At 70.3% G+C, this 13,652-nt stretch carries 7 protein-coding genes; all 7 read left to right on the top strand.

All coding sequences use genetic code 11. The features are described from left to right. The first annotated feature begins 292 nt into the window (after positions 1-292). On the top strand, positions 293-2,698 hold the full coding sequence (locus tag AC07EJ_RS23860) for a sodium-translocating pyrophosphatase (RefSeq protein WP_389488274.1): 2,406 nt from the start codon (positions 293-295) through the stop codon (positions 2,696-2,698). 218 nt (positions 2,699-2,916) lie between these two features. Next, entirely contained in the window at positions 2,917-3,507 is a 591-nt protein-coding gene (locus tag AC07EJ_RS23855; RefSeq protein WP_389489919.1) for a small secreted protein, read from the top strand. A gap of 222 nt (positions 3,508-3,729) precedes the next feature. Then, complete coding sequence (locus AC07EJ_RS23850; protein WP_478884900.1) at positions 3,730-5,253, top strand: DUF7059 domain-containing protein; 1,524 nt, start codon at positions 3,730-3,732, stop codon at positions 5,251-5,253. A gap of 303 nt (positions 5,254-5,556) precedes the next feature. After that, complete coding sequence (locus AC07EJ_RS23845; RefSeq protein WP_389489914.1) at positions 5,557-5,754, top strand: hypothetical protein; 198 nt, start codon at positions 5,557-5,559, stop codon at positions 5,752-5,754. Positions 5,755-6,004: 250 nt separating this feature from the next. After that, complete coding sequence (gene topA / locus AC07EJ_RS23840) at positions 6,005-8,854, top strand: type I DNA topoisomerase (protein WP_389489913.1); 2,850 nt, start codon at positions 6,005-6,007, stop codon at positions 8,852-8,854. Positions 8,855-9,016: 162 nt separating this feature from the next. Next, positions 9,017-12,268: a dTMP kinase gene (gene tmk / locus AC07EJ_RS23835; protein ID WP_389489911.1), complete on the top strand. Its 3,252-nt coding sequence runs from the start codon at positions 9,017-9,019 to the stop codon at positions 12,266-12,268. Positions 12,269-12,389: 121 nt separating this feature from the next. Then, positions 12,390-13,595: a DNA polymerase III subunit delta' gene (locus AC07EJ_RS23830; protein ID WP_389489909.1), complete on the top strand. Its 1,206-nt coding sequence runs from the start codon at positions 12,390-12,392 to the stop codon at positions 13,593-13,595. Positions 13,596-13,652: the final 57 nt, after the last annotated feature.

The following is a 13,652-nucleotide window of genomic DNA, read 5'->3' as shown; positions in this document are numbered from 1 at the left end:
CCCGTACGAGGCCCCGCCCGACGGCGCCCCCATGTGATCGTTTCTGGTTCGAGGCCCTGCACTCACCCCGGTGAGCAGGGCCCTTTTGCGTTTCCTAGATCGTCGATCATAATTGGATCACGCCTCAATGCTTTCAGGGCATTACCGCTTCTTGTGCGCCCATCGTGTTGGACGATCATTTGCCGGGTAGTAACGGATGGCAAATTCCGTTTCTCGCGCACTGTTTTGATCAGGCGCCGCTCCCTACAATCCGTCCACATCTTGAGCTCAGCCCAAGCGTCAAGGAGGACGAATGGCGGGGCTTTCTACCCCTCAAGCGTTTGACCACCCCTCAACCTTCGCAGCCGCGGTCCTGACCGACGACAACCGGCTCATCGTCATGGTGATCGGAATCGTCGCGCTCGCCGCCCTCGTGGTGGCCGCAGTGCTCGTACGCCAGGTACTGGCGGCAGGCGAGGGCACCGACAGCATGAAGAAGATCGCGGCAGCGGTCCAGGAAGGCGCGAATGCCTACCTCGGGCGGCAGCTGCGGACCCTCGCGGTATTCGCCGTCGTGGTGTTCTTCCTGCTCATGCTGCTGCCCGCGGACGATTGGAATCAGCGAGCCGGGCGTTCGATCTTCTTCCTGATCGGCGCCGTGTTCTCGGCGACCACCGGATACATCGGAATGTGGCTCGCGGTGCGCAGCAATGTGCGCGTCGCCGCCGCCGCCAGGGAAGCCACCCCGGCGGAAGGCGAGCCGGAAAAGGATCTCACTGCTGTCTCGCACAAGGCCATGAAGATCGCTTTTCGCACGGGTGGCGTAGTCGGCATGTTCACGGTGGGGCTGGGTCTGCTCGGCGCCTCCTGTGTCGTGCTGGTCTACGCGGCCGACGCGCCCAAGGTCCTCGAAGGATTTGGCCTCGGTGCGGCGCTCATCGCGATGTTCATGCGTGTCGGAGGCGGCATCTTCACCAAGGCCGCCGACGTCGGCGCCGACCTGGTCGGCAAGGTCGAACAGGGCATTCCGGAGGATGATCCGCGTAATGCCGCGACCATCGCCGACAACGTGGGCGACAACGTCGGTGACTGTGCCGGTATGGCCGCCGACCTGTTCGAGTCGTACGCCGTCACGCTGGTCGCCGCGCTGATCCTCGGCAAGGTGGCCTTCGGTGACTCCGGGCTCGCCTTTCCGCTGATCGTTCCCGCGATCGGCGTAGTGACGGCGATGATCGGAATCTTCGCCGTGGCGCCGCGCCGGTCCGACCGCAGCGGGATGAGTGCGATCAACCGCGGGTTCTTCATCTCCGCGGTCATCTCGCTCGTCCTGGTGGCCGTAGCGGTCTACATCTATCTGCCGGCCACGTATGCCGAGCTCAACGGCATCACCGACGCGGCGATCAGGGTGAAGGACGGCGATCCGCGGGTCCTCGCCCTCGTCGCCGTGGCCATCGGCATCGTGCTCGCCGCGCTGATCCAGCAGCTGACGGGCTACTTCACCGAGACCAGCCGGCGCCCGGTGCGCGACATCGGAAAGTCGTCGCTCACCGGCGCCGCGACCGTCGTGCTCGCCGGAATCTCCGTCGGCCTCGAATCGGCTGTCTACACCGGCCTGTTGATCGGTCTCGGCGTGTACGGAGCGTTTCTGCTCGGCGGCACGTCGATCATGCTGGCGCTGTTCGCGGTCGCCCTCGCGGGCACCGGCCTGCTCACCACGGTCGGCGTCATCGTCGCCATGGACACCTTCGGGCCCGTCTCCGACAACGCGCAGGGCATCGCCGAGATGTCCGGCGACGTGACGGGATCGGGCGCGCAGGTTCTCACCGACCTGGACGCCGTGGGCAACACGACCAAGGCGATCACCAAGGGAATCGCCATCGCCACGGCCGTACTCGCGGCCTCGGCGCTCTTCGGGTCCTATCGAGACGCGATCGTCTCCGCCGCCAAGGACGTCGGCGAGAAGGTCGGCGACAGCGGCCCGATGAACCTCGTGATGGACATCTCGCAGCCCAACAACCTGGTGGGCCTGATCGCCGGTGCCGCGGTCGTCTTCCTCTTCTCCGGACTCGCGATCAACGCGGTGTCGCGGTCCGCAGGTGCCGTGGTCTACGAGGTGCGGCGGCAGTTCCGCGAGCACCCCGGGATCATGGACTACACGGAGAAGCCGGAGTACGGGCGCGTCGTCGACATCTGTACGAAGGACGCGCTGCGGGAGTTGGCCACGCCGGGTCTGCTCGCCGTTCTCGCGCCCATCGCGATCGGGTTCACGCTCGGTGTCGGGCCTCTCGGTGCGTTCCTCGCCGGCGCGATCGGCACCGGGACCCTGATGGCGGTCTTCCTCGCCAACTCCGGTGGCGCGTGGGACAACGCGAAGAAACTCGTCGAGGACGGGCACCACGGCGGCAAGGGCAGCGAGGCCCATGCCGCGACCGTCATCGGCGACACGGTCGGAGACCCGTTCAAGGACACGGCCGGGCCCGCGATCAACCCGCTTCTGAAGGTGATGAACCTGGTGGCGCTCCTCATCGCGCCCGCGGTCGTCAAGTTCAGCTACGGGGCGGACGCGAGCGTGGGCGTACGGATCGGGATCGCCGTGCTGTCGATCGCCGTGATCGTCGGTTCCGTTTACGTCTCCAAGAGGCGCGGCATCACGGTCGGCGACGACGACAACTCCGACCACGTACCGAAGCAGCCGGCGGATCCGGCCGTGGTTTCCTGACCCCGGGTTTCACCTGGTCAGGGACGGCCGCAAGCTCAACGGGCGGGCGGGCAGCGCGCATTGACGCGCTGCCCGCCCGCCCGTGTCAGATGACGGCCCTTCAGTGAGGCTTATCTCTCTTGGTGCAAATGGCTTCAAAAAGCCGATAGGGCACCCAAACTGGACGTCCGACATGCGATTGTCGCCCACTTGGCGTGTATGTTCCGGGGCCGAGAGCCATGGAAGGGACCAATCCGGTGAACAAGAAGCTTGCAGCCGCACTGTCCGGCGGTGCGGTACTGGTGCTTGCGCTGTCGGGATGCAGCAGCGACGACGGCAACGAGAAGCTGGACTCCTGGGCCAAGACGGTCTGTGACGCGGTCCAGCCGCAGGCCAAGAAGATCGAGAACGCCAACGCCGCGATCCAGAAGGAGACCTCGGACAACAGCAAGCCCGCGGACGTCCAGAGCACCGACTCGCAGGCCTTCCAGGACATGTCCGATGCCTACAAGGCGATCGGTTCGGCCGTGGACAAGGCGGGGGCCCCGCCGGTCGACGGCGGCGCCAAGAAGCAGAAGGACGCGGTCAAGGAGCTCAACGGGATCTCGGCCTCGTACGCGGACCTGAAGAAGCAGGTCGACAAGCTCGACACGAAGGACCAGGCGAAGTTCGCCGACGGCCTCAAGGGCATCGCGGGCGAGCTCGACAAGCTGAGCCAGAGCGGGAGCGACGCGCTCAAGAAGCTGGAGGAGGGCGACGTCGGCAAGTCGATGGCGAAGCAGGACAGCTGCAAGAGCGCGTCCTCTTCCCCGGCTCCCTCCAAGAGCTGACGCAGGCGAGCTGTTTTCTGGAGTTGGCTCCGGGAGAGTTCCGGGAGGGCCTCGGGGAGAGCTCAGGGCGATCTGACTCCGGGGGCCGGCCCCGAGTGAGCTGATCCCGGGATCTGACGCAGAGCGCTGACGTTTCCCCGTGTCCCCGGTGCCGTCTTCACGCGGTGCCGGGGACACGTCGTAGGTGGGTGGTCATCGGGGGTCCGGGGTGACAATGGGGGCGTGAGTAGCTCCAGTCTGTCCAAGTTGCCGTCCATTGACCGTGACGATGTCGCCGCCCGGCTGCGTGAGTCCCTGTTGGGGGCCGAGTTCACCGCCGACGGCCTGCTCGAGCTGCTCGGGGCGCCGGCCTACGCGGCGCTCGCGCGGAGCGAGACCGTCCCCGCCCTGCGGGCGACCCGCGGGGACAGCCCGCTGGAGACGCTCGTACGGCTGTTCCTGTTGCAGCAGCCCGCGGAGTACGCGCGCGTGGCGGCCGTTCTGCCGGTCGACGAGTGCCTGGAGAGCGGGTGGCTGACGCGCGCCGGTGGCGACGAGGTCGCCGCGTCCGTCGACGTGCGGCCGTACGGCGGGCCCGACGGCGAGGACTGGTTCATCGTGTCCGACCTCGGGTGCGCCGTCGGCGGCGCCGGAGGTATCGGCAACCACGCCGAGGGCGTCGTCCTGGGTGTCGGTGGCGCGTCCACGACGCTGTCCGGGATCACCGTGCGTACGCCCGCGGCGAGCGCCCTCGACCTCGGTACGGGCTCCGGGATCCAGGCCCTGCACGCCACCCGGCACGCCACGCGTGTCGTCGCCACCGACCTCAACCCGCGCGCCCTCCACATGACGGCGCTGACCCTCGCCCTCTCCGGTGCCGGCCCCGCCGAACTGCACGAGGGGTCACTGTTCGACCCCGTGGGCGAGGAGACGTACGACCTGATCGTGTCGAATCCGCCCTTCGTCATCTCGCCGGGGGCGCGGCTGACGTACCGCGACGGCGGGATGGCCGGGGACGATCTGTGCCGCACGCTCGTTCAAGAGGCGGGGGCACGGCTGAACGAGGGCGGGTACGCGCAGTTTCTCGCCAACTGGCAGCACGTCGACGGAGAGGAGTGGACCGACCGGCTCCGGTCCTGGGTGCCGCGCGGATGCGACGCGTGGGTCGTGCAGCGCGAGGTGCAGGACATCACGCAGTACGCCGAGTTGTGGCTGCGGGACGCCGGGGATCACCGCACGGACCCGGCGGAGTACGCGGCTCTGTACGACGCGTGGCTCGACGAGTTCGAGGCCCGCAAGGTGCGCGGCGTCGGTTTCGGGTGGATCACGCTGCGCAAGGCGCCCGAGGGCGTCGAGCCCTCCGTCACGGTGGAGGAGTGGCCGCACTCCGTCGAACAACCCCTCGGTGACACGGTGCGAGCGCATTTCGAGCGTCTCGACTATCTGCGCACGCACGACGACGCCGCCCTGCTCGGCGCCCACTTCAAGCTCGCGGGCGAGGTCGTGCAGGAGCAGGTCGGGCTGCCGGGGGCCGAGGACCCGGAGCATGTGGTGCTGCGCCAGCACCGCGGGATGCGGCGGGCCACGAAGGTGGACACGATCGGTGCCGGGTTCGCGGGCGTCTGCGACGGCACCCTCAGCGCCGGCCGGATCCTCGATGCCATCGCGCAACTGGTCGGGGAGGACCCTGTCTTGCTGCGGGACCGCACACCCGCGCAGATCAGGATGCTGGTGGAACAGGGGTTCCTGGAGCCGGCTCAGGTGTGACGTCGTGAGCCGTGAGTGATGTGTGCAATGCACGTCATGCGCGTGATGTCCGTGACATGTGTGGCTGCCGAGATGCGTGCCGGCTGAGCGCGGGGTGTGGGGCGCTTCCCCGGATCCTGCGCCCGGCACCCCATTCCGCTTTTCTTTCGCAAGATCTTCCGGAAGACCCGGATCCGCCCTGCGACATCGTTGCCAAGCCGCGCCGTGGCGGCCCGTGGCGGCCGTTCACCCGGGGTTCGTCCTGTCGTCTCCCGCGCGTGTCAGCCTCACCGGCCTGGGACCCCAGCACCGGGAGGGAAAGCCATGGAGAGCGGACCAGCGATCTTCGCCGGGGCCGTGTTCACGCTGTTCGGAGCGGGACTGCTGCTGTGGACAGGGGTGCGTGTGTTGCACCGCGCACCCGTCGCCGACGGTGTGAACCCCGTCGCATCGGCGACGCTCGCCACACTGGCCGCAGTGGCCTCCCTGGTACTCGGGGTGTGGTGCTTCGGCCGGTTCTGAGCGGCGGCCCGCAGGGGGCGTCCCGGGCGCGGGCCCGGTGGACGTCCCGGACACCCTGTGGGCACTCCGGGCGGCAGGATCGTCGGTAGTCGGGTTACCGTTCGAGTGGCCGTTGCGGGCTTTTCCCGTTTGACACGGGGGCGGGAGGTACCGTCACACTCCGCAGCGACACCGCACGTACCGCAGTGCCGACCCCCACGTCCCGTAGGGCGCGGGGGATCCCCAGCGCCGACCGGAGAGAAGAGCGAAGTTGTCCCCGACCAGCGAGACCGCACACGGCGGCCGCCGACTCGTCATCGTCGAGTCGCCTGCCAAGGCGAAGACGATCAAGGGCTACCTCGGCCCCGGATACGTCGTCGAAGCGAGCGTCGGGCACATCCGCGACCTCCCGAGCGGCGCCGCCGAGGTGCCGGAGAAGTACACCGGCGAGGTGCGCCGGCTCGGCGTGGACGTCGAACACGACTTCCAGCCGATCTATGTGGTCAATGCTGACAAGAAGGCCCAGGTCAAGAAGCTCAAGGACCTGCTGAAGGATTCCGACGAACTCTTCCTCGCCACCGATGAGGACCGCGAGGGCGAAGCCATCGCGTGGCACCTCCTCGAGGTCCTGAAGCCCAAGGTCCCCGTCCACCGGATGGTCTTCCACGAGATCACCAAGGACGCGATCCGCAGCGCCGTCGCCAACCCGCGCGAGCTCAACCAGCGCATGGTCGACGCCCAGGAGACCCGCCGCATCCTCGACCGCCTCTACGGCTACGAGGTCTCGCCGGTCCTGTGGAAGAAGGTCATGCCGAAGCTGTCGGCGGGCCGCGTCCAGTCCGTGGCGACCCGTCTCGTCGTCGAGCGGGAGCGCGAGCGCATCGCCTTCCGCTCCGCCGAATACTGGGACCTGACCGGCACCTTCGCGACCGGCCGCTCCGGCGACGCCAGCGACCCGTCGAACCTCGTGGCCCGCCTGAGCGCGGTCGACGGCAAGCGCATCGCGCAGGGCCGCGACTTCGACTCGCTCGGCCGGCTGAAGTCGGCGAACGTGCTGGCCCTGGACGAGACGAACGCCCGCGCGCTCGCCGCCGCCCTGGAGAACACGAACTTCGCCGTACGGTCCGTCGAGTCGAAGCCGTACCGCCGCTCCCCGTACGCCCCGTTCCGTACGACGACGCTGCAGCAGGAGGCGAGCCGCAAGCTCGGCTTCGGCGCGAAGGCCACGATGCAGGTGGCCCAGAAGCTGTACGAGAACGGCTTCATCACCTACATGCGTACGGACTCCACGACCCTGTCCGACACGGCGGTCTCGGCCGCCCGTGCGCAGGTCACGCAGCTGTACGGCGCCGACTACCTGCCGGACAAGCCGCGCACGTACGCCGGCAAGGTCAAGAACGCGCAGGAGGCGCATGAGGCGATCCGTCCCTCGGGTGATCGTTTCCGCACGCCCGCCGAGACCGGCCTGACCGGTGACCAGTTCCGGCTCTACGAGCTGATCTGGAAGCGGACCGTCGCCTCCCAGATGAAGGACGCGGTCGGAAACTCCGTCACGGTCAAGATCGGCGGTACCTCCGCCGACGGCCGCAACGCCGAGTTCTCCGCGTCCGGCAAGACGATCACCTTCCACGGCTTCCTCAAGGCCTACGTCGAGGGCGCGGACGACCCGAACGCCGAGCTCGACGACCGCGAGCGCCGACTGCCGCAGGTCACCGAGGGCGACGCGCTGTCCGCCGAGGAGATCACCGTCGACGGCCACGCGACCAAGCCGCCGGCCCGCTACACCGAGGCCAGCCTGGTCAAGGAGCTGGAAGAGCGCGAGATCGGCCGCCCGTCGACGTACGCGTCGATCATCGGCACCATTCTCGACCGCGGCTATGTGTTCAAGAAGGGGACGGCTCTGGTGCCCTCCTTCCTGTCCTTCGCCGTGGTCAACCTCCTGGAGAAGCACTTCGGGCGGCTCGTCGACTACGACTTCACCGCGCGGATGGAGGACGACCTCGACCGCATCGCCCGCGGTGAGGCGCAGGCAGTGCCGTGGCTGCGGCGCTTCTACTTCGGCGAGGGCGAGGGCTCGGGGGGCGCCGCCGAAGCGGGTAACGGCGACGGCGACCACCTCGGCGGCCTCAAGGAGCTCGTCACCGACCTGGGCGCGATCGACGCCCGCGAGGTGTCGTCCTTCCCCGTCGGCGAAGGCATCGTCCTGCGGGTCGGCCGCTACGGCCCCTACATCGAGCGCGGCGAACGCGACTCCGAGAACCACCAGCGCGCCGACGTGCAGGAGGACCTCGCTCCTGACGAGCTCACCGTCGAGTACGCGGAGGAGCTCCTCGCCAAGCCGAGCGGCGACTTCGAGCTGGGCGCGGACCCCGTCTCCGGGAACCAGATCATCGCGAAGGACGGACGCTACGGGCCGTACGTCACCGAGGTGCTCCCCGAGGGCACCCCGAAGACCGGCAAGAACGCGGTCAAGCCGCGTACGGCGTCGCTCTTCAAGTCGATGTCCATCGACACGGTCACCCTGGACGACGCCCTCAAGCTGATGTCCCTCCCGCGCGTGGTCGGCGCCGACGCCGAGGGCGTCGAGATCACCGCGCAGAACGGGCGGTACGGGCCGTACCTGAAGAAGGGCACCGACTCGCGCTCCCTGGAGACCGAGGACCAGCTCTTCGCCATCACGCTGGAAGAGGCCCTCGCGATCTACGCGCAGCCCAAGCAGCGTGGGCGCGCGGCCGCCAAGCCGCCGCTGAAGGAGCTCGGCGAGGACCCGGTCAGCGGGAAGCCCGTCGTCGTCAAGGACGGCCGCTTCGGCGCGTACGTCACGGACGGCGAGACGAACGCGACGCTCAGGTCGTCCGACTCCGTCGAGGAGATCACGCCCGAGCGCGGCTACGAACTCCTCGCCGAGAAGCGGGCGAAGGGCCCCGCCAAGAAGACGGCCAAGAAGGCCGCGAAGAAGGCTCCGGCGAAGAAGGCTCCGGCGAAGAAGGCGCCCGCCAAGAAGACGGCTGCCAAGAAGACCGCCGCTTCGAAGACGACGGCTGCCAAGAAGACGACCGCCGCGAAGAAGACGACAGCCAAGAAGGCGACGGCTTCGAAGTCGGCCTCTACGGAGGAGTAGTCAACCTCAGGTGGTCCTCTGCTGAGGTCCTCCAACGGAGGAGTGGCACACAGCAGTGTGCACGCGCGCGTGAATGTCATACGGCCGCCGGGGCGAGTGCCCCGGCGGCCGTATGTTCGGGTGGGCCCTCGGGGAGTCAGTGGGTCCGGATAGGCTGGACGAATGACGCGAGCCGAGCAGCCAACGGCCCAGAATCCGGCCCCCGACGACGCCCTGGTCGCAGATTCCCGGGAGCGCGCCGTCCGCGCCCTGCTGCGGGTGCCGCAGCTGAAACGACTGTGGAGCGCCCAGCTCGTGGGCGGCATCGGTGACGCACTCGGGCTTCTCGTGCTCGTGGTGCTGGCCCTTCAGACAGCGGTCTCCGAGAGCTCGTTCGGGGGCGGGTACCGGGGCGTGGCCTTCGCCGTCGCCGCCGTGTTCGGCGCGCGCGTCCTGTCGACGCTGCTCTTCGGAGCCGTACTGCTCGGCCCGCTCACCTCGCTGACCTCCAAGGACGGTCCTCTGGACCGGCGCTGGACGATGGTCGGCGCGGACGGCGTGCGGGCCGCCCTCCTCATCGTCGCGCCCCTGTGGATCGACTGGACCCCGGACAACGCACTGGCGGTCCTGCTCGTCACCGCCTTCGTCGTCGGTGTCGCCGAGCGCTTCTGGACCGTGTCGCGCGAGAGCGCGGCGCCCGCGCTGCTGCCCGCGCCGCCCCTCGAAGGCGCGGCCGTACGCCCGCTGCCCGACCACATGGAGGCGCTGCGGCGCCTCTCCCTGCGCACCGGATTCGTGGCGCTGCCCCTCGCGGCCGCCGCGCTCGTCGTCGTCACCCTCGTGGGGAACCTGATCGGGGCCGGGGTCGACTGGTTCGGCCTGCACCAGGCCGCACTCGCCTCCTACGTGGCGGCCGGTCTGTTCGCCGCCTCGCTCTCCGTCGTCTTCTTCCTCGAACTGCCCGACACACAGACCCCGCGCGCGCGGTCCCCGCTCGAGGGCATGCGCCGCCCCAAGACCGGCAGCGGTGTGGACAAGGGACGCACGGGGGCCATCCCCCTCCTCGTCCTCGCCTGCGCGGCCGTCGCCGCCGCGATCTCGGCCGCCGTCGCCGTGTCCGTACTGCACGCCAAGGACCTGTCCGGTGGCCCGGTGACCTTCGGGCTGCTCGTGCTCGGGCTCACCGGCGGCACCGTCGTCGGCATCCGCTCGGCGCCCTCCGTGCTGCCGTCGCTGTCGCGCCGCAGGCTCCTCGCGCTCGCGATCGCCCTGACCGGCATCGCCTTGCTCGCCGCGGGCCTGGTCCCCGACGTCACGAGCGTCCTGCTGATCGTCACCCTCGCCGGCGTCACGGCCGGCATCGCCGCCAACACCGGACACACCCTCCTCGACCAGGAGTCCGAGGACTACCGGCGCGCCCGCACTACCGAGCACCTCCAGGCGGTCGTACGGGTGTCCATCGCGGTCGCCGCCGTCGCGGCGCCCCTGCTCGCGGCCGCGATCGGCCCGCACCGGCTGGTCAACGGGAAGTTCGTGTTCGCGCACGGCGGCGCCGCCTTCACGCTGATGCTCGTCGGCGCCCTGCTGCTGCCCGTGGCTGCCCTCGTCCTCGCCAAGGCCGACGACCGCAGCGGAGTGCCGCTGCGGCACGACCTGCGCGACGCGCTGCTCGGTGGGAACGACCCGGCGCAGGCCGCCGCAACCACCGGCTTCTTCATCGCCCTGGAGGGCGGCGACGGCGCCGGGAAGTCGACCCAGGCCGAGGCGCTCGCCGAGTGGATCCGCGCCAAGGGCCACGAGGTCGTCGTCACCCGCGAGCCCGGCGCGACCCCGGTCGGCAAGCGGCTGCGCTCGATCCTCCTCGACGTGTCGTCGGCCGGCCTCTCGCACCGCGCCGAGGCCCTCCTGTACGCCGCCGACCGCGCGGAGCACGTGGACACCGTCGTACGGCCCGCCCTCGAGCGCGGCGCCGTCGTCATCTCGGACCGCTACATCGACTCGTCCGTCGCCTACCAGGGCGCCGGCCGCGACCTGTCGCCGACCGAGGTCGCTCGCATCAACCGCTGGGCGACCGGCGGGCTCGTCCCGCATCTGACCGTCCTGCTCGACGTCGACCCGCTGGCGGCGCGCGAGCGGTTCACGGAGGCGCCCGACCGGCTCGAATCGGAGCCGGCCGAGTTCCACGCGCGCGTGCGCTCCGGTTTCCTCACGCTCGCCGCTGCGGACCCGGGCCGCTACCTCGTCGTCGACGCGGCCCAGGAGCCGGAAGCCGTCACGACCGTCGTCCGGCACCGGCTCGACATGGTGCTGCCGCTCTCCGAGGCCGAGGTGAAGGCCCAGGAAGAGGCCCGTAAGGCCGCCGAGGCGGAGGCCCGCAGGAAGGCCGAGGCCGAGGCTGCCCGCAAGGCCGAGGAGGAGCGCGTCGAACGCGAGCGGCTGGAACAGCTCGCCAAGCTGCGCGCCGAGGAGGAGGAGCGCAAGCAGCGCGAGCTGGAGGAGGCCCAGCGGCGCGAGGCCGAGCGCCAGGCCGAAGAGGCCCGGCAGCGCGCCGAGGCGTCGCGTCGCCGCGCCGAGGAGGAGCGTGCCAGGCTCCTCGCCGAGGAGCAGACTCGGGCCGCCGAGGAGGAGCGCCGCCGTCGCCAGGCGGACGAAGAGGCGCGCCTGCGCGCTGAGGCCGAGGAACGGCGCCTGGAGAAGCAGCGCAAGGCGGAAGAGGCGCTGCTGCGGGCGGAGGAGGCCCGTCGGCTCGCGGCGGCTTCTGCGGCGGCGGCTTCTGCGGCGGCCGAGTCCGCCTCTGCCGCTGGGGCGGGGGCCGGGTCCGCGAGGGGTGCCGGGCGCACGGTGGCCGACAACGAGATCACCGTTCCCACGCCTGTGGTGAAGCCCACGGGTGGCGCGGCCGACGAGACGGCCGTGCTGCCGCCGGTCAGGGATGCCGGTACGGGTTCCGGGGCTCGTCCCGCATCTGACCGTCCTGCTCAGGCTGATGCCTGGCGTGGTGGGGACAACGACGAGACGACTCAGCTGCCGATGCCGCCGCACCCCACGCAGCAGCAGGCTGGTGCCGCCGATGAGACGGCGGTGCTGCCGCCGGTGAGCGATGACTCGGTGCGTGGGGGCGCCGGTTCTTCTGGTGCTGGCGTTGCCGATGGGGGACCGACGGACCGGGTTCCGCCGGGCTACTTCCGTGATGAGCGCCAGTCGTCGGCGCCGTCGGCCGGGGCTGCGGGCCCGGGTACTGCTTCGAATGACCGGACGCGTGAGCTGCCCCAGGTCGACGAGGAGGGCCGGCCTCGTCAGCGGCCGAGGCCCGACTGGGCGGAGGAGACCCCGCTGGACGACCTGCCGTCGCTGGCGGACGAATTGCTCGGCCGGCATGACGACGACGGTGAGGGTGACGAGGGTACGGACGGCAGGCGCCGGGGCCGGCGCTGAGCCGACCGCCCCACCTCCGGGCGGGTAGCCGGATCGGTCGCGGGACGGCGTTGTCAGTGCCGTCCCGCACAATGAATCCGGTAGAGCGAAGTGCCGGAGTTCGACGGTGAGGCGGTAGTCCATGCCCGTATGGGACGACCTGGTGGGACAGGAGCGCGTGGCCGCGCAGCTCGACGCCGCCGCGCGGGACGCCGACGCGCTCGTCACGGCCAACGCGACGAATACTCCGCCGCCCGAGGCCTCCAAGATGACGCACGCCTGGCTCTTCACGGGACCGCCCGGCTCGGGCCGGGCGACCGCCGCGCGCGCGTTCGCCGCCGCGCTCCAGTGCGTCAGCCCGGACCGGGCGCTGGGCGGAGCCCCTGGCTGCGGTTTCTGCGACGGCTGCCACACGAGCCTCGTGGGCACGCACGCCGACGTGGAGATCGTCCGTACGGATCTGCTCTCCATCGGCGTGAAGGAGACCCGCGAGCTCGTCCGCAGGGCACAGCTGTCGCCCGCCGTGGGCCGCTGGCAGGTCATCGTCCTTGAGGACGCGGACCGCCTCACGGAGGGCGCGGGGAACGTCCTGCTGAAGGCCGTCGAGGAGCCAGCCCCGCGGACCGTCTGGCTGCTCTGCGCGCCCTCCCTCGAAGACGTGCTGCCCACGATCCGCTCCCGCTGCCGCCACCTGACGCTGCGTACGCCCGCGGTCGAGGCGGTGGCCGACATGCTCGTACGACGCGACGGCATCGAGCCGGACGTGGCCGCCGAGGCGGCCCGCGCCACGCAGGGCCACATCGACCGCGCGCGGCGCCTCGCCACGGACCCGCGCGCGCGGGCGCGGCGGGCGGCGGTGCTGAAGCTGCCCCTGCGCGTCGAGGATGTCGGCGGGTGCCTCAAGGCCGCGCAGGAGCTGATCGACACCGCGGCGGAGGACACGAAGCAGCTCGCCGAGGACGTCGACGCCAAGGAGACCGAGGAGCTGAAGGCGGCGCTCGGCGGGCAGAGCGGCGGCCGGATGCCACGCGGCACGGCGGGCGCGATGAAGGAGCTGGAGGACCGCCAGAAGCGGCGCAGAACGCGTACGCAGCGCGACAGCCTCGACCTGGCCCTCACGGACCTCACGGGGTTCTACCGCGATGTGCTCGCCCTGCAGCTCGGCTCTCGCATCGCCCTCGCGAACACCGACGCGCAGGACACCCTGGAGCGCCTCGCCCGCGCGGCCTCGCCCGAGTCCACGCTCCGTCGCATCGACGCGATCGCCGAATGCCGTGATGCGCTCGACCGCAATGTGGCGCCGCTGCTCGCCGTGGAAGCGATGACGATGGCGCTGCGGGCGGGCTGACACACCCTTCGGTTAACTCGTACGGGGCGCGGTCGCCACACACTGCGACCGATCGAA

It is taken from the genome of Streptomyces sp. NPDC045026, assembly GCF_056432625.1.
Note: the sequence above shows the minus strand (reverse complement) of the source record. Positions and strands in the feature narration are given on the sequence as shown.